This window comes from Tardiphaga robiniae (assembly GCF_013359755.1).
In the GTDB taxonomy this organism is placed as follows: domain Bacteria; phylum Pseudomonadota; class Alphaproteobacteria; order Rhizobiales; family Xanthobacteraceae; genus Tardiphaga; species Tardiphaga robiniae.
On record NZ_JABMCJ010000054.1, the window covers coordinates 1 to 26,431 of the forward strand.

Below are 26,431 nucleotides of genomic sequence, written 5' to 3' on the forward strand. Positions count from 1 at the left end.
AATTCGCGATCGGAGCGTTCGTCGAGGCAAAGTGCAAGCAACCGAAAAAACACCGCAGGCGGAACGTCGGGCACTTGCCTGACGCCTCCGAAAGTCCTGATGCACTCTAAATTGCGGAAGACCGCATCGCATCAGGCCCACGGGTGCAACGGGCACCCGGCGTTCCGCACGCCCTCTCACAAGGGGGCGGGAATGCAAACCACGACGGCGCCCCCGCGCCGCAAATAATGGGGGCGATGACGCATGTCTGAAGAGCAGTGGCTGTTTGACAGTTGAATCCGCATCGAACGTCGCGGCCTGCGCGTAACGCGCACTGTCGTCGGCACCGTCCAGCCCACCACTTCCGGAAATCCTGACCTTCGCTTTTGTGAGAGCTCCGCTGACCAGATTGGTAAACAGCTAAATCACTGGCGAAAAAGCTCCCCGGCTGTGTTGCATCCATTCCGCTCTGTGAAATTCACGTCCGCAGCGTGAAATGTTGTCGCTTGCCAAGGCTGCCGTGAAAGGTCACAAAAAACTGAACTGGGACGAAACACCAATCGGAGAGACGTTTGAGCATCAAGGGCAAGGCATATATCGCCGGCATCTACGAACACCCGACCCGGCATGCGCCGGATAAATCCATCGCGCAGTTGCATGCCGAAGTCGCCAAGGGCGCGCTCGAGGATGCAGGCCTGACGCACAAGGATGTCGACGGCTATTTCTGCGCAGGCGATGCGCAGGGGGGCCTGTGGCCGATGGTCGACTATCTCGGCCTCAAGCCGCGTCACGTCGACTCCACCGAGACCGGCGGCTGCTCCTACATCATCCATCTCGGCCATGCCGCGCAGGCGATTGCCGCCGGCAAGTGCTCGATCGCACTCGTCACACTGGCCGGCAAGCCGCGCACCGGCGTGATGCCGCCGCGTCTGCAGGGCGCCGAAGCCGATTTCGAGACCGCTTACGGCGCGACCACGCACAATGCCTATGGCATGTGTGCCATGCGTCATATGCACGACTACGGGACGACCAGCGAACAACTCGCCTGGATCAAGGTCGCAGCCTCGCATCACGCGCAGTACAACCCGCACGCGATGCTTAAGGACGTTGTTACCGTCGAGGACGTGCTGAACTCGCCGATGATCTCCGATCCGCTGCATCGCATGGATTGCTGCGTCGTCTCGGACGGCGGTGGCGCGATGATCGTGACCACGCCCGAGATTGCGAAGAGCCTGAAGAAGCCGCTGGTGCGGCTGATCGGCCATGGCGAGGCGATGAAGGGTCCGCGCGGCGGCAAGGATCTCGACCTCACTTACTCCGCCGGCGTGTGGTCCGGTCCGCGCGCGTTCGAGGAAGCGGGCGTGACGCCGCAGGACATGAAGTATGCGTCCATCTACGACAGCTTCACCATCACCGTGCTGATGCAGCTTGAAGACTTGGGCTTCTGCAAGAAGGGCGACGGCGGCAAGTTCGTGTCCGACGGCAACCTTATCTCGGGCGTCGGCAAACTGCCGTTCAACACCGATGGCGGCGGCCTCTGCAGCAATCATCCCGTCAATCGCGGTGGCATGACCAAGATCCTCGAAGCCGTGCGCCAGCTGCGCGGCGAAGCCCATCCCAAGGTGCAGGTGCCGAATTGCGATCTGGCGATCGCGCATGGCACCGGAGGCCTGCTCGGCGTGCGTCACGCCGCATCGACCGCTATTCTGGAGCGCGTGTAATGACTGAAGCCAAGAAGTATCCGACGCCCGCTGGCAATCCTGAATCGCAGCCGTTCTGGGATGCGGCCAAGGATGGCAAGTTCATGATCAAGCGCTGCACGACCTGCGGCGAAGCGCATTTCTTCCCGCGCGCGATCTGCCCGTTCTGTTTCTCCGACAAGACCGAATGGGAGCAGTCGTCGGGCGAGGGTGAGATCTACACCTACAGCCACATGCGCAAGTCGGCGACCGGTCCTTACGTGATCGCCTATGTGACGCTGAAGGAAGGCCCCTCGGTGCAGACCAACATCGTCGATTGCGATCCGGGCAGTCTGAAGATCGGCCAGAAGGTGAAACTGGTGTGGAAGCCCACCGACGGCGCGCCGCTGCCGTTCTTCACGCCGGCGTAGCGCTCGCTTTCTTCCCCTCTCCCCCAGCGCGGCAAAGCCGCGCGCCGCGGGAGAGGGTGGATCGAACGCTCTAGCGAAGCTTCGCTTCGCAGGGGCGTTCGAGACGGGAGAGGGCGGTGCTTTCCGCTACCCCTCTCCCTGCAAAGTGTGGAGTGGGCGCCTGTGCTGCCCTCTCCCGCAAGGGGAGAGGGCGCAATTATCGGCGCCGCAAAGCAAAAAGAACAATCGAGGAGCGAACTCAAATGCCCATCAACTACGAAGCCTTGATGGCGATGAAGAACATCGGCCAAAAGTATGCCTGGACCGATCGCGAAGTCATGCTCTACGCCTATGGCATCGGCATGGGCGCCGATCCGATGGACGAGAAGGAATTGGCTTTCGTCAATGAAGGCACCTATACGCCGCGTCCGCTGAAAGTCGTGCCGACCTATGCATCGGTTGCCGCATGGGGCTCGGGCCCGGGCGAGATGGGTCTCAACAAGCTGCTCGTGGTCGATGGCGAGCGCGACATCACCTTCCACAAGCCGCTGCCGGTGGCGGCGAAGATCACCGCGGACTCAAGCGTGCTCGGCGTGTTCGACAAGGGCGCCGACAAGGGCGCGGTGATCCTGCATCAGACGATCCTGCGCGATGAAGCCGGCGAAGCGCTGGCGACTCTCGTGGCGTCGCGTTTTGCGCGCGGCGATGGCGGCTTCGGCGGCAAGTCCGAAGGCCAGCCCGAGCCGCATGCGATGCCGAAGCGCGCGCCGGACCGTACCGTCGACATCACCACGCGGCCCGATCAGGCGCTGATCTACCGCCTCTGCGGCGACCGCAACCCGCTGCATAGCGATCCCGAATTCGCCAAGCGCGCCGGCTTCCCGCGGCCGATCCTGCACGGCATGTGCACCTATGGCTTGACCTGCCGCGGCGTGCTGCAGACCTATGCCGATTACGATCCATCGGCCTTCAAGCAGCATGCGGTGCGGTTCTCGTCGCCGGTGTTTCCCGGCGAAACCGTCAGCATGGAGATGTGGAAGGACGGCAACGTGGTGTCGTTCGAGGCCAAGGTGAAGGAACGCGGCGTCACCGTGATCAAGAGCGGCAGGACGGTGCTGGCTTAGCCACAAGCGGTCATTCCGGGCGCGCGCATCTTCGCGCGCGAACCCGGAATCCCAGAGTGTTTGGCACACCGGAGACTCTCATCATGAGATTCCGGGTTCGGTCTCGCCGCCTGCGGCGTCCATACCGCCCCGGAATGACGGAGAACTAAAAAACCACACAGGGAGAACGTCATGGGTCTTCTCGACGGCAAGGTTGCCATCATCACAGGCGCCGGTGGCGGCCTCGGTGAAGCCTACGCGAAACTGTTCGCACGCGAAGGCGCATCCGTCGTGGTCAACGATCTCGGCGGCCCGCGAGATGGCTCAGGCTCCGACCTCTCCATGGCGCAGCAGGTCGTCGACGTCATCAAGAAGGAAGGCGGCAAGGCCGTCGCCAACGGTTCCGACATTTCGACCATATCAGGCGGCCAGTTGGTGTTCGACGATGCCATCAAGGCGTTCGGCAAGGTCGACATCCTCGTCAACAATGCCGGTATCCTGCTCGACCAGACCTTCTCCAAGGCATCCGAGGCGGCCTGGGACAAGGTGATGAAGGTGCATCTCAAAGGCACGTTCTGCGTCACCCAGCCGGTCTTCAAATGGATGAAGGAAAATGGCGGCGGTGTCATCGTCAACACGTCCTCGACCTCGGGCCTGATCGGCAATTTCGGCCAGAGCAATTACGGCGCGGCCAAAGGCGGCATCTGGGGCCTGTCCAATGTGCTGGCCATCGAGGGGCGCAAATACAACATCCGCGTGTGGACGCTGGCGCCGGGCGCGCTGACGCGGATGACCGCGGACCTGCCGCGCTATATCGAAAATCCCGGCGCAGCTTTGGGGCCGGATGGCATCGCGCCGGCGGTGCTCTATATGGTCAGCGATCTCTCCGGCAGCCAGACCGGCAAGGTGCTCGGCGTGTCCGGCCCGCGCGGCGTCCGCGAGATGAAGATGATGGAAATGGAAGGCTGGAAGCCACCCCATGACGGCTGGTCTGCGCGGGACGTGGTGACCCATGCCGGCGAGATCTTCTTCTCGGAGGAGGCCAGCCAGCACGGGGCACGGCGTTTTTGAGGGGCAGTTGGGCCCGGTTCGGGCGGACAGACCGGATATTTCCCGGTAGAATGCCGGCATCCATTCACAGAGGCCCATGATGAAACTGACCGCCAAAGCCGCAGGCACCTTCGCCATCGCACCGACCCCGTTCCTCGACGACGGCCGCATCGACGACAAATCAATCGACGGCCTGACGGATTTCTATGCGGAGGTCGGCTGCAACGGCGTAACCGTGCTCGGCATCATGGGCGAGGCGCCGAAGCTGGAAGGGGCCGAGTCCGAGGCCGTGGCCACCCGCTTCATCAAGCGCGCCGGCGACAAGATGCAGATCATCGTCGGCGTTTCCGCCCCCGGTTTCGCCGCCATGCGTTCGCTGGCGCTGAAATCGATGGATGCGGGGGCTGCCGGCGTCATGATCGCCCCGCCGCCGCATCTGCGCACCGACGACCAGATCACCAACTATTTCAAGCAGGCGGTGGATGCCATTGGCGATGACGTGCCGTGGGTGCTGCAGGATTATCCGCTGACCCTCACCGTGGTCATGACACCCGCCGTGATCCGCAAGATCATCATGGACTCCAAGTCCTGCGTGATGCTGAAGCACGAGGACTGGCCGGGCCTGGAGAAGATCACCGCGCTGCGCAACTTCCAGAAGGACGGCAGCTTGCGCGAAACCTCGATCCTCACCGGCAATGGCGGCGTGTTCCTGGATTTCGAAATGGAACGCGGCGCTGATGGCGCGATGACGGGTTATGCCTTCCCTGAACTGCTGATCGACGTCGTCAATCTCTCGAAAAAGGGCGAGCGCGACAAGGCACACGATCTGTTCGATGCTCATCTGCCGCTGATCCGCTACGAGCAGCAGCTCGGCATCGGCCTCGCGGTCCGCAAATATGTACTGCACAAGCGCGGCGTCATAGCCTCGGCAGCGCAGCGCAAGCCGGGTGTCGCGATCACGGCGCAGGCGAAGGCGGAAGTCGATTATCTCCTGTCGCGCGTGGCTCGCTATGATAAGCGCGCGAACATCGCACCGCAGTCGAGTGCTGCGGGTTAATAACTCCCCAGAGGTGTCATGGCCCGGCTTGACCCGGCCATCCATCTTCAGGGTTGCCAAGTAAAAGATGGATGCCCGGATCAAGTCCGGGCATGACAAACGAGAGGTCGGCGATCGCCGGCACAACAGGCATCACAGAATGCCGATCAGGGAGAAACTGAATGCCAAGCGAGCCCGGCGTTGTGCGTCCTGCTTCCACCATCCTCCTGCTGCGTAAGGGTGCAACCGACGCCATCGACGTTTTCATGATGGTGCGGCACTATCAGATCGAATTCGCATCCGGTGCGCTGGTGTTTCCGGGCGGCAGCGTCGATGCCGGAGATCGCGAGATCGGTACGCAGCCGAACCTATATAGCGGCGGTGACGGCCTCGATCCCGATGCGCTGGCTTTCAAGATCGCCGCGATCCGCGAGACTTTCGAGGAAAGCCGCATCCTGCTGGCGCGACCGCGCGGCTCTAACGACCTGATCGCTGCGACGAAGGCGAGCACCATCGCCGATCAGCATCGCGATGCGTTGAATGAGGGCAAGGTCAAATTCGCCGATATCATTGCCGAGAACGATCTGGAGCTCGCGCTCGATCTGCTCGTGCCCTACGCACACTGGATCACGCCGGAGGGCATGAAGAAGCGGTTCGACACATGGTTCTTCCTCGCCGAGGCGCCGCCCGAGCAGGTCGGCATGCATGACGGCAAGGAATCCACAGACTCGATCTGGCTGTCGCCGCGCGAAGCGCTGGAAGGCGGCGCATTGGGCCGTTTCACGCTGCCGTTCCCGACCACGCGCAATCTCATCAAGCTCGGTAAGCAGCCCAGCGTCGCGGGGGCACTCGACGACGCCAACCGCAGCACGATCGTCAGCGTCACGCCCATCGTCACGCGCGATGGCGACAAGCGCCAGCTACGGATTCCGATCGAGGCCGGCTATGACGGCGAGGTGTTCGAACTCACCGGCGCGCCATAGCGCGCTGGTCTATCCCGCTTTGGCTTGCGGCGCCGCGGCGGCATTCTCCCAGAATGGCCGCCGCAACTCGCGTTTCAGCACCTTGCCCGCACCCGACAGCGGGAACGGTTCGTTGCGCACGTCCACGCTGCGTGGGCACTTGTAGCCGGCGATCTTCTCCTTGCAGAAGGCGATGATCTCGGCTGCATTGACACTCGCACCGGGCTTCGGAATGACGAATGCATGGACGGTCTCGCCCCATTGCGGGTCGGGAATGCCAATCACGGCGCATTGTGCCACGGCAGGATGCTGCGCGACGACGTTCTCTACCTCGGTAGAATAGACGTTCTCACCGCCCGAGATGATCATGTCCTTCATCCGGTCGACGAGATAGATATAGCCTTCGTCGTCCATGTAGCCGCCGTCGCCTGTGTGCATCCAGCCATCGATCACGGCCTTGGCGGTTTCTTCGGGGCGCTCCCAATAGCCCATCATGACGTTCTGGCCGCGGACCGCGACCTCGCCGACTTCGCCATTCGGCACAGGCTTGCGATTGGCGTCGACGATACGCGCCTCGCAGCCGATCGCCGCGCGGCCGCAGGCGCGTTGACGGTTCTTGGCAGTGGCTTCCTCGCCGAAATGTTGATCCCACGGCAGGTGCGTCGCCAGCGGTGACAGTTCGGTCATGCCATAGAGCTGATGGAATTCGGTCCCGGGCATGCCGGCCATCGCGCGCTTCAGGAGCGCATCGTTGATGGGCGAGGCGCCATACATCATGAGCTTCAGAGATGAAAGATCGGCAGTCTGGAATGCGGGGTGATCGACCAGCATCTGGATCATGGTCGGGACGATCAACGTCGCCGATACTTTCTCGCGGGCGATGGTCTGCATCACCAGTTCCGGATTGAACATCCGGACGATGACATTGGTGCCGCCAGAGGCCAGCGAGGTGAACATCACGCCGCCATTGGCGACGTGAAACATCGGTGCGGCGTTGAGATAGACCGAGCCGTAAGGCAGCAGGCCTTCGCTCATCATGTGCAGCGAGTTGCTCATGATATTGCCGTGGCTCAGCATCACGCCCTTGGAGCGGCCTGTCGTTCCGCCGGTGTAAAAGATACCTGCGAGATCCTCGCGTGTCCGCATCGCATCCGGCACCGGCTCGGTCGACTTGACGAGTTCATCGTAATTATGCGCTTCCGCGGGACCCCTTTCGTCGTCCGCATAGACCAGCGTGAGCGGCATGGCCTTGGCGAGTTCGACGCCCATGGCGGCGAAGGCACTGTCGACGACCAGCGCGCTGGCGCGGCAGTCAAGCAGGGAGTCGAGAATTTCGGCCTGACTCCAGCGCACATTGGTCGGCACGATCACAGCGCCGGCCCAGGCGATACCCAGATAGAGTTCGAGATAGCGGTCAGAGTTCAGCATCAGCACCGCCACGCGGTCGCCATGCTTGACGCCAAGCTTTTGCAGCGCACCGGCGAGCCGCGCGACGCGGTCTCCAACCTCGCGCCATGTCCGGCGGCGATCGCCGTCGATAGTAGCTATTGTCTGCGGGCTGGTTTGCAGCGCACGGCGCAGGCCCTGCGTGATGTTCATGGCGTTTCCCCTCGATACTGCGGATGCTGTGCGCATCTCTGTCGAGCGATCATAACGATGGGTGAGGGGCGGGCAAGCGCGGTTGATCGCTTATATCTCACCAGATGGTTCAAAAGATCTCCGCGATCTTTGCGATGCAAAACGCGTCAGAGAAAAATCTGGAACTGTTCTCATCTGTTGACGATTCAACTCCTGCGCGTAACATCGCGACAGGCCCGCCAGAGGCCATTGGGAGTGAAATGCATGAGACAGCTTGCTCGTCGGGGCGCGCCCTTGCGTCCATTTTTCAACGGGATACTCAACTCACATAGAATACTGCACCGTTGGCTCCGAACATCCATCGCAGTAGCGCTCGGCGCGACGTTGTTGGGCGGTGCCGCCAACGCACAGACCAAGGGCACACCGGATCACATAAAGGCGGTTACATCGGCAATCGATAGTGCCGCGATCACAGCCAATACGGCGACGTCCAAGGACTGGCCGACTTACGGCCTTGATTATGCCGAGACGCGCTTCAGCAAGCTCAATCAGATCACGGCCGAGAATGTCAAAGATATCGGCCTGATGTGGACGTACAATCTGGAATCCATCCGCGGCGTCGAAGCGACGCCGCTTGTGGTGGACGGCATCATGTATGTGTCGGCGCCATGGAGCGTGGTGCATGCCGTCGATACCCGGACCGGCAAGCGGCTATGGACATTCGATCCCGGCGTAGATCGCGAGAAGGGCTATCGTGGCTGCTGCGATGTCGTGAATCGCGGCGTCGCGCTCTACAAGGGCAAGGTGTTCGTGGGGGCTTATGACGGCCGGCTGGTCGCACTGGATGCCGCGACCGGCACGAAGGTCTGGGAGAAGGACACCGTCATCGACCGCAAGATGTCCTATACGATCACCGGCGCGCCGCGCGTGTTCAACGGCAAGGTCGTCATCGGCAATGGTGGCGCCGAATATGGCGTGCGCGGTTACGTTACGGCCTATGACGCTGAGACCGGCAATCAGGCATGGCGCTGGTTCACGGTGCCCGGCGATCCGGCCAAGCCGTTCGAGGACGACTCGATGGCTGCCGCGGCGAAGACCTGGGATCCGGCCGGCAAATACTGGGTCAATGGCGGCGGCGGCTCGGCCTGGGATACGATCACCTTCGATCCCGACCTGAACATGGTCTATATCGGCACCGGCAACGGCTCGCCGTGGAATCGCAATCTGCGCAGTCCGGGAGGCGGCGATAATCTCTATCTCGGCTCGATCGTCGCGCTGAATGCCGATACCGGGAAATATCTCTGGCACTATCAGGAAACGCCCGGCGACAACTGGGACTATACCTCGACGCAGCCGATGATCCTGGCCGATCTCACCATCGACGGCGCACCGCGCAAGGTGGTGCTGCACGCGCCGAAGAATGGCTTCTTCTTCGTCATCGACCGCACCAACGGCAAGTTCATCTCTGCCAAGAACTTTGTCGATGTAAACTGGGCCACCGGCTACGACGCCAGTGGTCGTCCGATCGAGGTGCCGGAAGCCCGCTCGCCGGACAAATCCTTCGACAGCATTCCCGGACCGTTCGGTGCCCATAACTGGCATCCGATGTCGTTCAATCCGCAAACCGGGCTGGTCTATCTGCCGGCGCAGGGGGTGCCTCTGAACCTCACTGGCGAGAAAACGCTGGTGCAGAATGCGCCGGGCTCGAACAAGTTCGGCGGTACCACGGGCTGGAATGTCGGCTTCTCGCTCAATGCCGAGCCGCCGAAGAACCCGCCATTCGGTCGCCTGATTGCGTGGGATCCGGTGAAGCAGAAAGAAGCATGGCGCGCTGAATACATTGCGCCCTGGAATGGCGGTACGCTCACGACGGCCGGCAATCTCGTGTTCCAAGGGACCGCGGACGGCCGGTTCATCGCCTACAACGCCAAGACAGGTGAGAAGCTTTGGGAGACGCCGGTCGGCACCGGCGTGGTGGCCGCACCTGCGACCTATATGGTCGATGGCGTGCAATACGTCTCGGTGGCGGTCGGGTGGGGCGGAGTGTTCGGGATCACCCAGCGCGCCACCGATCGTGAGGCGCCCGGCACGGTCTACACCTTTGCCATTGGCGGCAAGGCGCCGTTGCCAGCCTTTACCAAGTACCAGATCGGCAATCTGCTGACCGGGGTCAAATACGATCCCGCTCACGTGCCGGAGGGGACTTCGATCTACGTTAATGCCTGTGCGACCTGCCACGGCGTGCCCGGCGTGGACAAGGGCGGCAATGTGCCCAACCTGGGCTATGTCTCCACCGAGACCATCACCAACCTGAAGGACATCGTGTTCAACGGGCCATTCAAGGACAAGGGGATGCCGGATTTTACCGGCAAGCTCACGGAAGCGGATGTGGTTAAGATCCAGGCCTTCATCCAGGGTACAGCCGACGCGATACGGCCGAAATAAACACCATGCTGGACGGTTCGGCCCGATCGGGCCGTCCAGCATGTTCCCCCCGCGCCTGAAGTCAGGATATATTGGGACGCTCTGAAGTCCGGTCCCACAACCATGTCCTCTGCCATTACGGCATTCTTTCAGCGGGTCCGATCGTCCTCGCTCTCGATCGGCCAGCTGACCTTCAGCGGGTTCCTGCTGGTGCTGACGGTGATCCTGATCACGAGCATCGCCAGCGTGGTCGCGATCCGTCATATTGACAATACCTTCGCCGAGCTTGAGCGGCTGCAGAGCGTCGGCGATCTGGCCGAAAACATCGACCGCCGCCTGATCAGCCTGCGGCTGGCAGCACGCGATTTCGTCACCGATCCCGACGCACAGCCGGAAAAGGTCTCGCAGGCTGCCACGGCGCTGGGCGATCTCCTGAAGAAGACCCGGATCGAGCTTGCGCCCGAGCAGCGCGACATGATCGACGGTGTCGACGCGCGGTTGACCAAGTACCGCGAAGGGATTGAGCGCGTCTCATCGCTGATTGCACGTCGCTCCGCTATGCTGGCGACGCTCCCGCCGCTCCGCGAGCAATTCGAGAACGCCGTTCCGGATGTGACGAATTCAAATGCCGCCAAGGCCATGTTCCGGGCGCAGAACGAGATCGCGGCGGCTTTGCTGGCACGCGATCCGATCGGAGCCGAGCAGGCCGCACAGCGCATGCGTGCGCTGCCGATCAGCACGCCCGCACTTCGTGCGGCCGCCGATGCCTACACCGATGCAATCATTTCGATCTCGGAAACCGAGAGCGAGATCGCCGATCTCGACAGGGATGTGCTTGGCGCCGAAGGCCGATTGATCGGCCGGGTGACCGAATTGTTGCGGGAGCTTAGCGCCCGTCGTGGCCGGGTGCTGTCGCGCGAGTTCGCGCGCACGCTGACCGAGGCAAGATGGCAAAGCATCATCCTTGGCACGGCGGGCGTTCTGGTCGGGCTGTTGGCGGCACTGTTCGTGGTGCGGCGGATCGTGAAGCCGCTGAAGGCGATTGCCAAGTCGATCCGTGCGCTAGCTGGTGGCGCCAAGCACACGCCGATCCCAGCCATGGATCTGGAGAATGAAATCGGTGACATCGCGCGCGCCGCGGAGGTGTTCCGCAAGACGCTGGTCGATGCCGATGCCGCGCGCGAGGCGGCCTTGCATGCGTTGGCCGAGCAGAGGCTGGCGGAAGAGAGTTATCGCAAGCTGTTTGAAGGATCCGTCGACGGCATCTATGTGACGACGCCGGCAGGTGCGCTGCTCAATGCCAATCCGGCACTGGCGCGGATGATGGGGTATGATTCACCGGAAGACCTGATCCGCGCCACGCTGGATATCTCGCGCAACATCTATGTCGATCCGGCGGCGCGCGCCGAGTATCAGCAGCGCATGGCAAGCGACGGAATGGTGCGCGAATTCGAGTATCAGGTCCGTCAACGGCACGACACGGTCCTCTGGCTGTCCGACAGCGCCACGGCGGTCCGCGACGAGAATGGCGAGGTTGTGCGCTATGAGGGAACAGTCCGCGACATCACCAACCAGAAACATGCCGAAGCCGCGATCAGGGAAGGTCGCAGGTTGCTGCAGCAGGTCATCGATACCGTTCCTGCCGTCATCAACGTAAAAGACACCGATCTGCGATACGTCTTGATGAACCGGTATATGGCGGGGATTTTCGGCATCGAGCCCGGTGAGGCGATTGGGAAAACCACTGGCGAGTTGATGATGCGCTTTGGCGCGTCAAAGACCGACTCGCCTGACAAGATGGTGCTGGCGACCAGGAAGGGCCTCGGTTTCTACGAGGAAGAGTACAAGGACGCTGCCGGTGTGATGCGGCAGTGGCTGGTCAACAAGCTGCCTTTGCTGACGACCGATGGTGATATCCAGAACATCGTGACCGTGGCGCTCGATATCGGCCAGCGCAAGCGCAGCGAGCAGGAGATGCTCAAGGCCAAGGACGCCGCCGAAACGGCGCTACGCAATCTGCGTGAGACGCAGAATTCGCTGATCGAGGCGGAGAAGCTCGCGGCGCTTGGGCGGCTGGTTGCCGGTGTGGCCCATGAGGTCAATAATCCCGTCGGCATCAGCCTGACCGTGGCGTCGTCGCTGGAACGCAAGATCGCGCTGTTCGGCGAAGAGGTTGCGCGCGGCGAGCTGCGTCGCTCGACCCTGACCGAATTCATCGAATCCAACCGCGATGCGGCGGCACAATTGGTCGCCAATCTCAATCGCGCGGCTGAGTTGATCCAGTCGTTCAAGCAGGTTTCCGCCGACCGCAATTATTCCGACCAGCGCGTCTTTGATCTCGCCGATCTCACCGAGCAGGTGGTGATGAGTTTGAAGCCGGGATTACGAAAACAGAAGCTGGCGCTTTCGGTCGACTGCAAGCCAGGACTGACGATGAACAGCTATCCGGGTCCGTATGGTCAGGTGCTGACCAATCTGTTCCTCAATTCCGTCGCTCATGCATTTCCCGATGGCAATGGTGGCTCGGTCGAGATCAAGGTGCAGGAAGCCGGCAACGATCATGTGGAAATTCTTTTCGCGGATAACGGCGTCGGCATGAGCCCTGAGGTCCGGCGGCGTGCTTTCGACCCGTTCTTCACGACGCGCCGGGATCAGGGTGGCACAGGCCTGGGCCTGCACATCGTCTACAGCATCGTCACCAGCCGCCTCGGTGGTCGTCTGCATCTGCAGTCCGATCCGGGGCAGGGAACGCGCATCCAGATCATCCTGCCGCGCGTCGCGCCGTTGGAGATGGCTGCGGAATAGCGGACGCTGCTACTGCTGAAATTCCGCAAGCTTGCGCAGTGTCGCGCGGAATATCTGGCTGTGCTTGCCGACGAGCGCTGTGCCGTTCATCGTCGCCGACGTATCCGTGAAAGTACCCGACAGACCGATACCGACCGGTTGGCTCTGGCCACCGAACAGTGGACTCATGTCAGGGCTGGGCGTGTGCTGCATGACGGAAACCTCGCCCTTGAAGGTGCCGGCTTCCTTGTTGAGAACATAGGTACCGACGTAGAACAGGTACGCGTCGCCGCCGAGCAGTTCGCCTTCGCGAAAGGTTACAACACCGCTGCCCTTGCCTGAACGCCCGTCGAGAAGCTCGACATGGATCGAGTAGAGTCCATTCTTCATAATAGCCCGATGGCGCGAACCCGTCCCTTGGTTGCGCAATCAGAAGTATTGCAAAGACCGTATACCAACGTCAACGCATTCGCGGGCGCTGTTGGTGCACGAGCGAAAGACCGAGTGACGCAGGTGCGCTCGCTTGCCGCCTTGGCACTTCGCGACGAGGGCGTTCTTAAATACCTCTGCCATTGAAGTTATCACCACAAATTCGCTGCAGTGCGAAGAGAGCCTGCCGGTGCTAATGGAGAATCGCCTATCGTTTGATTGGGCGTCTGTCGCGAAGTTGAAGCGCAGCCGTTCTTCGATAGTCGTATGATGCGCTTTGCGTGAGTGACTACGGAAGAGGCGGGTACTTTGCCCGCGACAAACCTGAACATCATTGTGCCGGCCGGGGGCTGGAGCAAGCAAATGAGCGACTGGATGACTTCCGGCGCCGACGCGCCGTGTTCGCCAACTACTATCTCTCACGATCGACGCGTCCGGCGTCGTGCAGGCTGGCTGAAGCTGGGAGCGCCGACCTTGTGTATTGCGGTTCTGTTATCAGTGCCGCTGATGCAATCGGTCGCTGCGCGCGATCGCGGACAATTCGCCAATACCAGCCCCGATCTGAAAGCCTGGTTCGATAGTTTGCGCAGCGGCAAGGGTCCGTGTTGTTCCGATGCAGACGGCAGCGCCGTCAGCGATGTGGATTGGGAATCCAACAGTGGACACTACAAGGTGCGGATCGACGGGATGTGGCTCGACGTACCTGACGAAGCTGTCATCACGGTGCCGAACCGCGTCGGTCGCACCATGGTGTGGCCGATACAGGGTTCGTCCGGCACAGTGATCCGTTGTTTCATGCCAGGTAGCATGACGTAGCTGGTCACAACGCCCGGCGGACCGATGCGAGCGCGGCGATCAGCGAGATCGCCGCGAGGACAATGACCGCGGCGCCATAGATATCGAGCGTCAGCGGCAGGCCGAGCGTCGGGATCGCCAAGCCTGCGACGATAGTCGGCAGGCTGAAGGCGAGATAGCAGATGATGAAAATTACGGAGAGCAATCCAGCGCGTTCATGCGCGGGGACAAGCAGCACAACGGTCCGGATGCTACCGAAGAATCCGGCGCCGAAGCCGAAACCGGCAATGACGGTGCCGACCAATAGTTGCGGGATGCTCTGTGTGTAGACCCCGCCCAGCGTGATCACCACGCCGAGAATAAGACACACCATGCTGCGGATCAGAATGGTGGTGCCAGGCCATTTGCGCGCCACCAGCATCGAGGCGGCACCGCTCAAGGTCAGCGCCGTCACGGCGATTCCACCAAGGAGAGGCGAATTCGATCCGGTGATGAGCCGGAGCAGCGAGGGCATCAGCGACAAGTAGAACCCGCCCAACGCCCAGACGGCAACGTTGCCCGGCGAGACTAGGGTCAAGGGTTGTCGCACGTGAGGCGGTACGGTCACGATCGGTCGGAGCGACGCCCATGCGCCGGGACGACGCGCAACCGTTTCCGGCATCCACCACAGCAGAATGGCTTGTATGAGCGTTACTGCGAGGAGCAGCAGATAGACCAGTTGGGTCGGCATTGGCGCGTAGCTGACGAGCACGCCTGATAGCAACGCGCCGATCCCTGTGCCCGTTACGGGCGTCAGGCTGTTCATCAGCGATCCGTGCGCGCGGTTCAGATCGAGCATGGCAGCACCGATGGTGCCGAAGGCAATGCCGGTTGCAAATCCCTGAATGGTGCGGGCGGTGATCAGTGCCACGACGGAATCTGCCGTAATGAAAACCAGCAGCGCCAGGACATTCAGGATCAGCGCCGAGAACATCACGGGCCGGCGACCGATATAATCCGACAATCCCCCGACCGTCAGCAGCGCAACCAGCAGACTGAGCGCATAGGCGGAGAACACCGTCGTGACCATGACCGGCGAGAGGTGCCAGTGGTCCTGATAGATCCGGTAGAGTGGTGTCGGTGCGCTGGCGAACATGGCGACAGTGCCGAGCGTTGCGATCTGAAAAATAATGGCAGCGCGACGCGTCATCACGCCTTTCGGCCGGGCGTCGAGATTGCTGGACATCGGGGAAGAGACCTAATGGACAAGGTGGGGCAAGCCCAATGGTCGCTTCCGTCCTTGATTGATTTTACCGCTGTCCAATGCTTGCTCAGGTGATGCGCGGAGCAACAGCAGAGAAAGATGATGCATGCATGGCCAAGCCTTCACAACGGCGGCTGGCTCGCGCGCCCTGTGCGAGATTGCATGGCTCGTCTGGATCGCGCCCCTTAACACGGCGCGAATCTTTCCTATACTCAGGCTGTCACGAACAATGAAAGGAGGTGGTCCAGTGTCTAATTCCAAGCGCTGTCACCTCGCTGAGGCCGCCCGCTAGGCTCACTCTTTGAGCTTCGGAAGGGCGTCTCGGCGCCTGGTTCAGCGAGAACAGGGAAGGGGCGCGCCGAGTGATCGGTGCGCCCTTTCTTCTGAGCGCAAACCTGTCGCGCCGTGAAACATGACGCTTGATCTGCCGGTCATCCGTGACAATCTATCAGACGTTGCTTGTGTCCGGAGTAGCAGCAATGCCGGGAACACCGCGCGATCTGGCGGAGAGAATGGCCGCGCGCCAGCAGCGGCGTGCCATTGATGACGGCTATGTGCGCGAGAGCTTCACACAGCCACGCGAAAACGCCCGCAAGACGGCGCGGGCGTTTCTGGATCGGTTCCCGAAGCAAGCCTACATGAGCGAAGTTGAGCGCTGGCGCGAGCTGCCAGACGGCGACATTGAATTTACGATGCGGCGGCTGCGGACCGCTGATTGAGCTGACAGGCGGCAATCATCTGGCTGATGTCGTGCTCGCTCGTGCCTGTAGCGGCCGATTTCTCGACTGGATCGGCGGCACATGCGTGGATCGCATAGCCGATATCGAGAAGACGACGCGGCGGATCTTCCTCGCCCAAGCCGACTTCCATCACCAAGCCACTCTCGACGGCATGCCGCCAGACATCGGATTTGTTGGGGAAGGCCTTGCTGACTTTGACCGAATTTGAAAACAGCGCGTAGGGCATGCGGCAACCTCCGTGATGAGGCGATAACGCGGAATATGGCATCTGGTTGCGCTGCAGCAAGCCCCACTTTCGTTATCCACGAGGTCGTGATGATCGGTCGGCCGTCAGTCCCGCTGGGTAATCCGCAATTCCAGCAGCGCCATGGTCTGGAGCATCGTGGGATCGCGTTCACCCTCGCTTGTGGTGCGCAGGATGCTTTCGGCGATGGATTGCACGTGAGCGGAGTTGACGGGATGCGGCAGCGTTGAAACGGCTCCGTCCAGCGCCTGTTTCATCACTGAGATCGTATCTGGCGGAAACGCGGCATGGGAAAAGTTCTTCACGGCGGCTCCGGGGTTCAAACGGATAAACGCACCCAACTGTCAACGGGACAACAAGAGTTCGGGCGCGCGAATGTTCCTGCCGCAAAGTTGGGCAGATCCGTGGAGGGCGTCAGCCGCTGCGTGTCGGTGCCAGGTTCCGGAAACGGTCGCAGGGAGGTCAGGATTCGGTGTCAGCCGGCCGAGCGGCTTTCTTCTTGGCGCCCTGTCGCAGAAATGTCGCGCCGATTTCCTCGCCATTGACCCAGGCCAGCTCGCAGCGACGGAACGCCAGCCCTGTGGACGACAGCAGCAAGAAGAATTCCTTGAGATTGATGCCCTCGATCGAACTCTCGACGATAAGGCGTGCGCCCGTCTCGGACACGTCCATGATGCGGCAACTGCGGCGCCATGTGCCGTCAATGGCCATGAGCCAGACAGGGAAACCGCGCTCGAACGCGACGCGGCCAGCATTTTGTTTTTCAGGGGTCATCGACGCTTCCTTGGCGCCGGGGATTTTAAATTGGATGGTGGTAACGGCTGGTAAATGCCGCTGACCGCAGGCTTTGCGGTTCAGCACGCCATCAAGATGTTGTTTTTAAAGAGCGCCGCGGCGCACAGCCTTATTCGGTTGAATCGTGCAACCGCAACGACGGGTTTCAGACGCGGCGGTTGTGGAGGTGCGCGTTAACGGAATGGTTACAAGCTGGTGCAATGTAAAGTGGAATCCATGGCTTGTTGAAGGGCCTCGGCGGAGCACGTTACTGCATGAACACGCCAGCTGCCCTGATATCTGCCGGCGTGGGTGCAGCGTTTTTTGCGGCCGCATCCGTGTTCTATTATCAGCCGTCCTTCATTCGGCCCGACTATGCGCTGGATGCCATCCTGACAACCAATAACTCGAAGGCGCGTGCTGCAGTCACGCGACTCTTGCTCAATCCGTCATCTGCGCAATTCGATGGCTTGCGGTCGGTCCAGGTCGATAACAGGAAATATGTTTGCGGCAGCGTGAACGCCAAGGACAAATCGGGAGCTTACACCGGGCATCGAGCTTTCGTTTACACGGTCGCCATCGACTTTGCGCGTATCGACGACGATGGAGAGATCGCGCAACGGCACGATGCGTACAAGGCTTGTCCGGTCTCTGAAGAAGAAGAGAAGCTGGCTCAACAGAAGATCGGCATATCACCCAGTGCGCTCCAGGCGATCAAGCTGGTTCAAAAGACGCTGCCGACAGCCGATCCGTCAGTGCTTACGGATATGGCATCGCAACTATCGCCCGCGGGCAGTGGACCGGCCGGGACGGCCGAGCAACAACTCGGCCGTCTGGCAGGCCAACCCGGCTCGGGCGGGCAGCAATCGGGAAACCAGACATTCAAAACCACGCCCGGCCCCGAAGCCGACTGGCGTTCTGACAAGCCGCCGACCGTCTGGCCAGTCTTTCCGCCGGACCACGTATTGGCGAAGCCTGCCCAGAAACGAACGAATGCCGAGGCGTTGGTGCTGGCAAAATCGGTTGAAGATCTCTGGGTAAAGTCCAAAGCAGGAACCTCATCTCAGCGGCCTTCGCTGGACGAACTTCGAGAGGCCCTTCGGGCTCTGATGGCCATCGATGCCAAGAGTGCCGAGTTCCCCCAGGCTTGGGCGGCATTCGTGCGGTTGCGGATGATCGAGCGCGAAGCGAGCGCCTAGTCTCTGGAAAAGCCGAATGGACACAGGCGTTTAAGGGCACCTGTCATGGTGCACTCGGAGCGATTCGAACGCCCGACCCTCGGAATCGAAATCCGAGAAGAGTGTCGCAACATCAACACGTTGCAAGCCTCGTGTTGCTATGGTGTTGCGGTGGGCCTCTTAAGCGTTCGCTGAACTGTATTTCCTTGAGGGATAATTCGAAAGGACCGGTTCGCCAAGCGCGCCTTGTAGGTGATTACGCCTTTGTGGTTCGCATCAACTATCTTTCGAATTTGCTTTACATCGAAGTTGCAGAGTGGACCCAAGATGACTTCGACCAGTCTCAGCTGAGGCCCAATTGCTTCGAAGTATAAACTACCCTCATTTGTCACTGAGGTTAAATCGCTCAGCATTCGCCATTCGCGCTCATACTTCCAACTGTCGAACTTCGTCTCTACCAACAGTTTAACGAGATCCGGTGTAAGTGCCTTGGAGCCTTTTGGAAGTTTTTGCTTTAGGCGCTTTTCAGAGTAGTCGACTTTGCTGATGAGACTCTCATCGATATCAAAACCCAGCGCAATACCGGTATGCTTGGCCGCATAATGGCTCCACAGAACAGGATCCGTCCAATCTTCGCTGAAGCAGATCAGGCCTTTCTCTTCGTTGAATTTGTTTTTATTCTCGCGCACAATCTTGCGCATCAGGGCGTCAGCGAAATTCTGTCCAAGGAGCTCGAACGGGTCGTTCAGTTCAGAAAATCGGGATACTTTCAGGCGCTTCATCACAATGTTCGCAAGAGCAAAATCGGGACCTGTAAGATTGTAGAGGCGCTTGTAACCGGTCGTAGGCGGCGACACGACAGCGTCGCTTCCGTGACCCCGCAGATAACCAGCTTTCTTCCAAAGAACTCGAAGTTTTTCATTTAACGGCACGGCAACTGCTCCGGATATATTGGCTCAAGCTAAGTTCCCAGCAGGCGGCGCTGGATTTCCTCAGCGGCCTTTTGATCGGCCTCGGCGTCTGCGAACAGGTGACCGTAGATGTCGAATGTCATCTGAATGGTTGAGTGGCCCATCAGCTTTTGAATGCGCTTCGGATTCATGCCGTTCTCGATCCAAAGCGAGGCGCACGCGTGCCGCAGACTGTGCATGCCGTAGCGCGGAGCGTCCCTCATAACTGGCTCGCCGGCGTTGTTGATGATCGGCAGGCCAGCGTCGTCCAAGACCGGGGTGGGGGCCGTGATACCGGCAGCGATCTGGATGGGATCGAATCCGCGTTGGGCGATGTTGCTGTGGCTCTCGACCTTGCCATTGCCCGTCGGGAATACGAGGCCGAGATCGCCCTTGGGGCAAAGCAGCTTCCACTCCCGCAAGCTGTTGATCACCAGCGATGGCACCGGGATAGACCGATAACCCGCCTTAGACTTCAATCGTCCGATGGCATGGAAGGCGTCTGCGCGCTGCGCCACGCTCATATTGCGGGCATCGAAATCGACATCGATCCACCGCAAGCCCCGCAGCTCGCTGCCTCGCAGGCCGCAGAAGATCGCCGTCAGGATCAGGGGGCGCCATCGGCCAGCAGCGCCGGCAATGATCAGTTGCAGTTCTGACTTGGTGGGGATGACCGGCCGCGGATCTTCACGGTCAGCCAGATTCAAATCGAGGCCGGCGGTCGGGTCGTTCGCGGCAAGGCCTCGGCGCCGGGCTTCTCGGAAGATCGCTCCAAGAGACCCTACCACGCGCCGTATCATCGCCGCAGACCGACCCGCTTCGCGAAGCTTATCTGCGAACGCGTTGACGGCCGGCATAGTCAGGTCAGAGAGCTTCTTGCCGCCGATGAACGGAACGATGTGCAGGTCAATATGCTCTTCGTATTGCCGAACCGTGGTGGCCTCGAGGCCCTTCTCTATGCTGCGTTTGATCCACAGCGCGGCGGCAACCTTCACCGTCGGCGACACACTACCCGGCGTGTGAAGGCCGCGCTTCACATCGTGCTGGACTTCGACTAGCCACGCTTCGCCGTCGGATTTGCGCTCAAAGAGTTTTGCACGGCGTTTGCCGCTACCGTCCACATAGGAAGCCTGCCAGCGAACGAGACCGGAGGGCAGTTTGCGCTTGCGGACGGTGGCCATTACGGCTCCTGTTTGGCGCTATTCGCTAGTGCGCGGTGGGCTAGTTGAGCGAGCAGCTTCTGTTGGATTTCCTCGCGCTTAAAAATTGGGCTAGGCAAATTGCCGGCTACGACCGCAAGTTTACGCTTGCCGATATTTCGGCCCATGTCGCCTCGGGCAAACATAGCGGCGATGTCTCTTCCTGTTCCGGGAGCAGCAAATCCGTCTGGCAGAGTCAGCCCACGCGGATCGCCATCAGGGCGAAGCCCGTCCATAAGCGTATTAATGGCATGAATGGCCTGGTCGAATGCAGTCGGATCATCCAACCAACCGTCGCCATCCGGTACGCCCGCGATCATCAGGCGTGTTGAGACAGCGCTTTGCTGAATGCAGTCGGCCAGCGCTAATGCTAAGCCTGCAATTGCAGACCCATAGATAAGCTCTAAAGCGTCGAGAGCATTGTCGTCGGATTTGAATGTCCGCTCGATCCGCACTTCGGCTTCTTGTGTCAGAGATCGGCCAGATTCCATCGCAGCGGACTCTAGTCTTTGTCGCGCCTCAAAGGTGGTCCGCACATTAAGGGGGTGGCGCTTACCGCCATCCATTTTCTTCACAGTTTTTTTCGCGCGCGGCGGCATGCCTTGTCCCCACTAGTCCCGACGAGTGCGTAATCTATAACGCATCGCTCTTGCTATCAAGGCCAAATCACATTAGTCGTTATGCGTAACCTATCACGCATGGAGGCATCATGACCGATCGGACAGAAGAGGTCGACAGCCGGTTAGTTTACGAGGTTCCGGAAGCTGGGGCGCTGCTCGGACTGAACAAAAACGCTTCCTACAAGGCGGCGCGGCGCGGGGACATCCCGACCATCCGGATCGGAAAGCTGCTGAAGGTGCCCAAAGTGGCCTTCCACGCCATGATCAACGGCGCCGGTGCGAAATGACGGCGGAGGTGCTGCCGTTTCCATTGGCGCGCCGCGCGGACCTGATCCAGAGGCAGGCCGAATACGCCCTTTGCCTCAAGCCTGAGAAGGCCGAGCGCCACATCGCTCGGCAGCTTCAGTGTCAGGCGGACGCACTCGCGCGCCGCGGTGTCCCCGATCACATAGTCCAGCGCGAGCTGAAAAGCATGGAAGCCGCGATCCGCGCGGCAATGTGGCATGTCGTATTCGACGCGCCGGGCGGTGTCGTTTGACTAAGCGGCGTCGCAACAAGATCAGCGGCCAATTCTCCGCCCATTTGGTGGAGATGGTTGAATCTCCTGCGTGGCGGGTCGCCAGTCTTTCATGCCGTCGCGTGCTCGACCGGGTCGAGATCGAACATGCACACCACGGCGGTAACGACAACGGCAAGCTTCCAGTCACCTTCAATCAATTCCATGAGTACGGCATCCATCGCCATTCTATCGCGCCCGGCATTCGAGAAGCGGAAGCGCTTGGCTTCCTTGTGGTCACCGTCAACGGCCGGGCGGGTAACGCCGAGCACCGCACACCCAACCTATTCCGCCTGACCTATCGAGACGCTGAGGGGATGCCCGGAGATGGCACCCACGAATGGCGTCGCATCACCACGGCCGAGGAAGCGGAGCAAATCGCTGACGCAGCGAGAAAGAATAAGCCGGCCAAGAAAACAAAATCCCAGTGCCGGAAAATGCCAGTTACCGGTGCTGATAACCGTCACCGAAACGACAAATCTCCAGTGCCGGAAACCATCACTACTGGAATGGCAAAAACCATCACTACCTCTATATCTCGGGTCGATACCACCACGCAGACGCCCCGCGAAGCGCGCCCGTTAGGGAGCGCCGTAGCGAGCGGGGCGGCGTCCGACAATCGGAGAGATCGTGTCGAGGCACGGATAGCGTCACAGCTGGGCGCCGACGGGTACGACGTACTCCAGTCTCTCAGCGATAGCGACCTTCAGAACTTCATCGAGATGGAGCAGCGCGGGCAGCTTGATAGCACCGCGCTCGCCGAGATGCGTCTCAAGTCCCTTAGAGGGCGAAAGGAAGCAGCCGCATGAGCAGCCGTTCAAGCCCCCCGGGGGGGCATTCGAAACTCTACGAGCGTGCCGCTTACGGACCGGTGCCATCCAGCAAAACGAAATTCCGCAGGTTTTGAGAAAGGGTCAGAACGAATGCAGGGCAGGAAGCGAGGCGGGCAACCGGGCAACCAGAATGCGGTCACGCATGGTCGCCACAGCGTCGTCCAGCGGAGCACTAGCGATGCCATGCGGGCAGAGGACGCGCGCCGGCATGCGGAGTGGCTCAAGACAATGCCTTCCACTGACTACGCCGCGATTTGCAAGGCCATCGAAGGCTGCAGACCCCGGGGTGGCCTTGATCTCTGAGCCGTTTCGTTTCGGGACCGGTGGCCAAGTCAATTTCTTACGCGTGCAAATCTGAGGAGAAAACCTTGATCAACCCCATGGAAGGCACATGCGGAGCCAAGAACAGGGCCGGATCACCGTGCAAGCGTTCGCCGACTGTCGGCAAGAGCCGATGTCGCCTTCACGGCGGTGCGCTCGGCAGTGGCGCACCATTGGGAGAGGCGAACGGCAATTATCGGCACGGTCGGTATGGCCGCGCGGCGAAAGAATTGAGACGGAAACTGCTGGCAGAGAGCATCGCGCGCCTCAGACAGGCGGAAGCGCGAGCCCGCGCTCCTCGCGTACTGGCCCCAGATCCCGCGACCGCGGATGCACTGGCGCGGATCATGAACGAAGGAACGAAACGATGAAGCGGATTTTCATAGTCGGCGCACTCGGCCTGGCGCTTTGCGGCCCTGTAGCGGCTCGCGACGATGTCCGGTGTGCGCCAGCCGACTATCGATCTACGGATCCGGCCGTTCGGAATGTCTCTGTCTCTGGACCGGTTCAAGTGCGTCCAGGCGACAAGCTGGTCCTGGTCAACAACGAGCAGATTAGCGCGGTCGACCTGGGAGACCCCACCAAGCATGCAGACCTCGCGACAGTTACAATCAAGGACTGCATGGGCCGTGCTGCGCGCAAGAACATCACGGTGACGGGGCGGACAGACATCGGCGACTACACGCTCGACGGAAACTTCGGATACGTGTCGTTCACGGCTCTCGGCAACATGTGGATCATCCGATGAGATCGCACCTGAAATGTTGCTGCCTGCTGATCATTGCTGCGTCGGGCGCTACGCCTGCCTTCGGGCAGTATAGTTCCGGCGCGTCTCCGCTTTCGATCGCAAGGGGCGGCACTAACGCCACAACGGCACCCGGGGCACGCACCAGCCTCGGCCTGGCAATCGGCTCTGACGTACAGTCTTGGGGCGCTCTCCTTGATGCCATCAAGGGAGTTTCGAACAATGGCATGCTGGCACGAACGGGCGCCAGCAGCGCAGCCGCGCGCACGATCACGGGCAACGGCGGCGCGGCAGTTGCGAACGGTGACGGTGTTAGCGGCAACCCTACGGTGTCGGTCGATATCAATGGCCTGACGAACGACCCGACGCCGGATGGCGCGGCCGATTACGTCATGACCTATGATGCGAGCGCAACAGCCAACAAGAAGGTGCTGCTGAACAATCTGCCTGGCGGTGGTGGCGGCGGTGGTGTCTCGTCGCTGAACGGCCTGACAGGCGCGGTGACGCTTTATAGCCCGCCGCAGGGACGCGTTTCTCTCGCTTGCAGCGGCGTCGGAATTGCTGTGATGACATCGAGCGTCACCGCAGCGACGACCTATTGCTACCTGCCGAGCAGTGGGAACATCGTTCCGATCTACGATGGCTCGAAGCTCGTCCCGTTCACGTTCAGCCTGCTGACACAGACAACGACCGATACGACGAGGGCGCCGGCCGCCGTCACGACAAACTCGAACTATGACATTTGCGTCGGCCTCAGCGGTGGTGTGCCTGCGCTTTTTCGCAGCCCGGCGTGGTCGTCGAATACCTCTCGCGGCACCGGCTCGAACACCGCCGAGCAAACCATTATCAACGGTTTTCGCGTCAACGCCCAGAATATCACAAATGGGCCTGTCGCGCAGCGTTGCACATACGTGGCGACTATCCATTCGAACGCCTCGTCGACCATAGACTTCCAGATCGGCGGTTCGGGCTCGGGCGGTGTTGCCGGATCGATGGGCGTTTGGAATATGTACAACCGCTCACTGGCGGTGATGAACGCGGTCGATACGGGAGCTCAGTATTCTTATTTTGGCGCTTTGCGTCAGGCGCGAGCGAGCTCTGGAAATCAGAACTCACTTGTCATTGGCGTCATCGAGGACGCTGTCGATGCAACCTACGTCACCCGCGTGGATACGCCGGCGACAGCAACTGCATTCTGCATAGTTGGGATCGGGGTCAATTCGACAAGTACTATTACGTCTCAGCGCGGCTTCTCTCAGACTGTAGCCGCTAACGTCTCGATCCAGACGCCGAGTCTCCCGCTGTCGTTTTACCCGACGCTTGGTTTCACGACCATAGCCGCTCTGGAGTGGGGCGTGTCCAGTGGGTGCGCGTTCAATGGCGACAGCGCCAACACGCTAATTACCAAGGTCTGGAACTAACACGATGCGCATTATTCTATGGGCGCTTGCTCTTTTTCTTTCGCTCGCTTCGGCAGATGCACGGCAGCCAGGCGGTTCATTCCAGGATCCAGGCCGGGTCTGGACGGACCTTGCGAGGTTTACCAACGGGGGTCTGACGCCGAGCGGGGATGTGACCGTGAAAAGCGTCAGATCATCGTTCTCAGTCGATCCGGCAAAGAAGCTGTTGGTGCTTTTCTCCGCTGGGCAGTCGCTGCCCAGCAATGCGTGCCCCACGATCTACACGCCATCGAATCCGTCCAAGCTCCACAACCTAGATCCGACGACCGGGCAAATCTACGCCGCGGCTGATCCGCTTCTCGGGACTACGCTGCAGGCCGCTGGTGCGGGCGTCGCAAACTACAATTTGCGACTAGCCGATACGTTTGTCAGCAACGCGGTTTTCGACGAAGTTTTGATCGTGACGGTCGCGGTGGGCGCGACGAGCATTTCGCAGTGGACCGGCGGCGCGTCAACCTTCGGCCCTCTCTTCCGGAATATCGAGTCGGCATCCCTGAAACTTGCCGCCCGTGGCATCACGCCCTTGACGACCGGAGCGATCTTTGCGGTTACCTGGAATCAGGGGGAGAGCGACACGCAGTTCGGGACGTCGCAGGCGGCATATCAGGCGAGCTTCGCCGCGCTCAAGGCTGCTGTTGATGTCTATCTTCCCAGCGTTCGCTGGTTTGTCGCGACGGAGAGCTGGCTAAGCGGCTCCGTTAGTTCTGCGGTGCAGGCCGCACAGGCCGCTGTCGTGGACAATGTCACGGTGTTCGCTGGCGCGAACATGGACAGCTTGACATCTAGTCACCGGCTTCCCGACAACACGCATTTGAACGATGCCGGGGCGGCTCAGGCCGCAGCGCTCACCTACACCGCTATGCGAGCGAGCGGCGCGCCATTTTGACAAAGATCAGGGGGCGCGCGACCACCCCGGGGGGGGGGGGGCAAAACTCTAATAGATCGTCGCTTGGAGACCGGTGGGGTTCAAAAAAACGCAAAATGGCAAATAGAAATCGTGGAATGTGAATTATGACGGTGAGAGGCAGGAAGCCGAAGAACTCTCACTTGCGATTGGTCGATGGCACGCACCGTCCTGATCGACATGGCTACGCTGGCGCCGCCCGTGAGGCCGTGGAACAGGCAGCCAGCAGTTTCGGCCCTCTGACTATGCCGCGGAGCTTCAAAGGCGCGACGCGTGACGCTTGGCAGCGCTACGTCTTCCCTGCTGGCTGGCTGGATGCCTCTCGTGAACCGTCAGCCATCGCATTCTGTGAGCTATGGGGCGAGATGCGCCGAGCCCCGCTGTCGTTCCAGGCGGCGAAGCACTCGCAATTACGAGCATACATGGCGGATCTCG

The 26,431-nt window shown here is 60.7% G+C and carries 28 protein-coding genes and 1 tRNA gene; 19 read left to right on the plus strand and 10 right to left on the minus strand.

Annotation, left to right across the window (positions count from 1 at the left end; all coding sequences use genetic code 11):
• Positions 1-551: 551 nt before the first annotated feature.
• From HP556_RS00650 to HP556_RS00675, 6 genes are all read left to right on the plus strand, one after another.
• Positions 552-1,700, plus strand: a complete 1,149-nt coding sequence (locus HP556_RS00650; RefSeq protein ID WP_068730675.1) for a thiolase domain-containing protein — start codon at positions 552-554, stop codon at positions 1,698-1,700.
• Complete coding sequence (locus HP556_RS00655) at positions 1,700-2,089, plus strand: Zn-ribbon domain-containing OB-fold protein (RefSeq protein ID WP_089267252.1); 390 nt, start codon at positions 1,700-1,702, stop codon at positions 2,087-2,089. Before HP556_RS00650 ends, HP556_RS00655 begins: the two co-directional genes overlap by 1 nt.
• Before the next feature lie 242 nt (positions 2,090-2,331).
• Positions 2,332-3,192 (plus strand): MaoC/PaaZ C-terminal domain-containing protein, encoded by an 861-nt coding sequence (locus tag HP556_RS00660; protein WP_175365526.1) that lies wholly within the window; start codon positions 2,332-2,334, stop codon positions 3,190-3,192.
• Positions 3,193-3,363: 171 nt separating this feature from the next.
• Positions 3,364-4,242, plus strand: coding sequence for an SDR family oxidoreductase (locus tag HP556_RS00665; protein ID WP_175365527.1), 879 nt, complete (start codon positions 3,364-3,366; stop codon positions 4,240-4,242).
• Positions 4,243-4,321: 79 nt separating this feature from the next.
• Positions 4,322-5,278 (plus strand): dihydrodipicolinate synthase family protein, encoded by a 957-nt coding sequence (locus tag HP556_RS00670; protein WP_175365543.1) that lies wholly within the window; start codon positions 4,322-4,324, stop codon positions 5,276-5,278.
• 161 nt (positions 5,279-5,439) lie between these two features.
• The gene (locus HP556_RS00675; protein ID WP_175365528.1) at positions 5,440-6,240 is read left to right on the plus strand and encodes an NUDIX hydrolase; all 801 of its coding nucleotides are present in this window, start codon (positions 5,440-5,442) and stop codon (positions 6,238-6,240) included.
• Positions 6,241-6,249: 9 nt separating this feature from the next.
• Here the strand turns inward: HP556_RS00675 and HP556_RS00680 are convergent, their stop codons facing one another.
• Positions 6,250-7,818 (minus strand): long-chain-fatty-acid--CoA ligase, encoded by a 1,569-nt coding sequence (locus HP556_RS00680; protein ID WP_175365529.1) that lies wholly within the window; start codon positions 7,816-7,818, stop codon positions 6,250-6,252.
• Positions 7,819-8,181: 363 nt separating this feature from the next.
• Between HP556_RS00680 and HP556_RS00685 the strand changes: the two genes are divergently transcribed.
• Both HP556_RS00685 and HP556_RS00690 read left to right on the plus strand, forming a co-directional pair.
• Positions 8,182-10,242: a PQQ-dependent dehydrogenase, methanol/ethanol family gene (locus HP556_RS00685; protein WP_246297257.1), complete on the plus strand. Its 2,061-nt coding sequence runs from the start codon at positions 8,182-8,184 to the stop codon at positions 10,240-10,242.
• 102 nt (positions 10,243-10,344) lie between these two features.
• Positions 10,345-13,026 carry a PAS domain S-box protein gene (locus HP556_RS00690; protein ID WP_175365531.1) on the plus strand — a complete coding sequence of 894 codons (2,682 nt, stop codon included), beginning with the start codon at positions 10,345-10,347 and terminating at the stop codon, positions 13,024-13,026.
• A 9-nt stretch (positions 13,027-13,035) separates the two neighbouring features.
• Here the strand turns inward: HP556_RS00690 and HP556_RS00695 are convergent, their stop codons facing one another.
• A complete protein-coding gene (locus HP556_RS00695; RefSeq protein ID WP_089267259.1) occupies positions 13,036-13,395 on the minus strand; it encodes a GrlR family regulatory protein in 360 nt (119 codons plus the stop codon).
• Positions 13,396-13,797: 402 nt separating this feature from the next.
• On the opposite strand from HP556_RS00695, the gene HP556_RS00700 reads away from it, so the two are divergent.
• Positions 13,798-14,250 (plus strand): hypothetical protein, encoded by a 453-nt coding sequence (locus HP556_RS00700; RefSeq protein ID WP_089267260.1) that lies wholly within the window; start codon positions 13,798-13,800, stop codon positions 14,248-14,250.
• A gap of 4 nt (positions 14,251-14,254) precedes the next feature.
• On the opposite strand, the gene HP556_RS00705 is transcribed toward HP556_RS00700, so the two are convergent.
• Positions 14,255-15,454 carry an MFS transporter gene (locus HP556_RS00705; RefSeq protein ID WP_199712070.1) on the minus strand — a complete coding sequence of 400 codons (1,200 nt, stop codon included), beginning with the start codon at positions 15,452-15,454 and terminating at the stop codon, positions 14,255-14,257.
• Positions 15,455-15,951: 497 nt separating this feature from the next.
• Here HP556_RS00705 and HP556_RS00710 point away from each other — a divergent pair, with 497 nt between their 5' ends.
• Positions 15,952-16,191 carry a hypothetical protein gene (locus HP556_RS00710; RefSeq protein WP_093758827.1) on the plus strand — a complete coding sequence of 80 codons (240 nt, stop codon included), beginning with the start codon at positions 15,952-15,954 and terminating at the stop codon, positions 16,189-16,191.
• Here HP556_RS00710 and HP556_RS00715 read toward each other — a convergent pair.
• The 3 genes from HP556_RS00715 to HP556_RS00725 all read right to left on the minus strand — a co-directional run bounded on the left by HP556_RS00715 (position 16,160) and on the right by HP556_RS00725 (position 17,230).
• Positions 16,160-16,438, minus strand: coding sequence for a hypothetical protein (locus HP556_RS00715; protein ID WP_175365532.1), 279 nt, complete (start codon positions 16,436-16,438; stop codon positions 16,160-16,162). The genes HP556_RS00710 and HP556_RS00715 overlap by 32 nt on opposite strands.
• A 104-nt stretch (positions 16,439-16,542) precedes the next feature.
• Positions 16,543-16,713 (minus strand): hypothetical protein, encoded by a 171-nt coding sequence (locus HP556_RS00720; protein WP_210269013.1) that lies wholly within the window; start codon positions 16,711-16,713, stop codon positions 16,543-16,545.
• A 205-nt stretch (positions 16,714-16,918) separates the two neighbouring features.
• Positions 16,919-17,230 carry a PilZ domain-containing protein gene (locus HP556_RS00725; protein WP_175365533.1) on the minus strand — a complete coding sequence of 104 codons (312 nt, stop codon included), beginning with the start codon at positions 17,228-17,230 and terminating at the stop codon, positions 16,919-16,921.
• A gap of 275 nt (positions 17,231-17,505) precedes the next feature.
• Here HP556_RS00725 and HP556_RS00730 point away from each other — a divergent pair, with 275 nt between their 5' ends.
• Positions 17,506-18,429, plus strand: coding sequence for a hypothetical protein (locus HP556_RS00730; RefSeq protein ID WP_120290230.1), 924 nt, complete (start codon positions 17,506-17,508; stop codon positions 18,427-18,429).
• Positions 18,430-18,475: 46 nt separating this feature from the next.
• Here HP556_RS00730 and HP556_RS00735 read toward each other — a convergent pair.
• From HP556_RS00735 to HP556_RS00750, 4 genes are all read right to left on the minus strand, one after another.
• Positions 18,476-18,553, minus strand: a tRNA-Arg gene (locus tag HP556_RS00735).
• Positions 18,554-18,566: 13 nt separating this feature from the next.
• Positions 18,567-19,340, minus strand: coding sequence for a DUF2971 domain-containing protein (locus HP556_RS00740; protein WP_175365534.1), 774 nt, complete (start codon positions 19,338-19,340; stop codon positions 18,567-18,569).
• Positions 19,341-19,369: 29 nt separating this feature from the next.
• Positions 19,370-20,539 carry a tyrosine-type recombinase/integrase gene (locus tag HP556_RS00745; RefSeq protein ID WP_175365535.1) on the minus strand — a complete coding sequence of 390 codons (1,170 nt, stop codon included), beginning with the start codon at positions 20,537-20,539 and terminating at the stop codon, positions 19,370-19,372.
• Complete coding sequence (locus HP556_RS00750; protein ID WP_175365536.1) at positions 20,539-21,156, minus strand: TraY domain-containing protein; 618 nt, start codon at positions 21,154-21,156, stop codon at positions 20,539-20,541. The genes HP556_RS00745 and HP556_RS00750 overlap by 1 nt, the downstream gene beginning before the upstream one ends.
• Before the next feature lie 110 nt (positions 21,157-21,266).
• Here HP556_RS00750 and HP556_RS00755 point away from each other — a divergent pair, with 110 nt between their 5' ends.
• The 8 genes from HP556_RS00755 to HP556_RS30065 all read left to right on the plus strand — a co-directional run.
• Positions 21,267-21,464 carry a helix-turn-helix domain-containing protein gene (locus HP556_RS00755; RefSeq protein WP_175365537.1) on the plus strand — a complete coding sequence of 66 codons (198 nt, stop codon included), beginning with the start codon at positions 21,267-21,269 and terminating at the stop codon, positions 21,462-21,464.
• Positions 21,461-21,715, plus strand: coding sequence for a DUF6074 family protein (locus HP556_RS00760; protein WP_175365538.1), 255 nt, complete (start codon positions 21,461-21,463; stop codon positions 21,713-21,715). The genes HP556_RS00755 and HP556_RS00760 overlap by 4 nt, the downstream gene beginning before the upstream one ends.
• A complete protein-coding gene (locus tag HP556_RS00765) occupies positions 21,712-22,542 on the plus strand; it encodes a hypothetical protein (protein WP_175365539.1) in 831 nt (276 codons plus the stop codon). The genes HP556_RS00760 and HP556_RS00765 overlap by 4 nt, the downstream gene beginning before the upstream one ends.
• 404 nt (positions 22,543-22,946) lie before the next feature.
• Positions 22,947-23,258 carry an HGGxSTG domain-containing protein gene (locus tag HP556_RS30540; RefSeq protein ID WP_420878635.1) on the plus strand — a complete coding sequence of 104 codons (312 nt, stop codon included), beginning with the start codon at positions 22,947-22,949 and terminating at the stop codon, positions 23,256-23,258.
• Positions 23,255-23,635 (plus strand): hypothetical protein, encoded by a 381-nt coding sequence (locus tag HP556_RS00770; RefSeq protein WP_175365540.1) that lies wholly within the window; start codon positions 23,255-23,257, stop codon positions 23,633-23,635. Before HP556_RS30540 ends, HP556_RS00770 begins: the two co-directional genes overlap by 4 nt.
• A 326-nt stretch (positions 23,636-23,961) precedes the next feature.
• Positions 23,962-25,053 (plus strand): hypothetical protein, encoded by a 1,092-nt coding sequence (locus tag HP556_RS00775; RefSeq protein WP_175365541.1) that lies wholly within the window; start codon positions 23,962-23,964, stop codon positions 25,051-25,053.
• 4 nt (positions 25,054-25,057) lie between these two features.
• On the plus strand, positions 25,058-25,978 hold the full coding sequence (locus HP556_RS00780) for a sialate O-acetylesterase (protein WP_175365542.1): 921 nt from the start codon (positions 25,058-25,060) through the stop codon (positions 25,976-25,978).
• 161 nt (positions 25,979-26,139) lie between these two features.
• On the plus strand, positions 26,140-26,431 hold a 292-nt coding region (locus tag HP556_RS30065), incomplete at its 3' end, for a hypothetical protein (protein ID WP_210269014.1).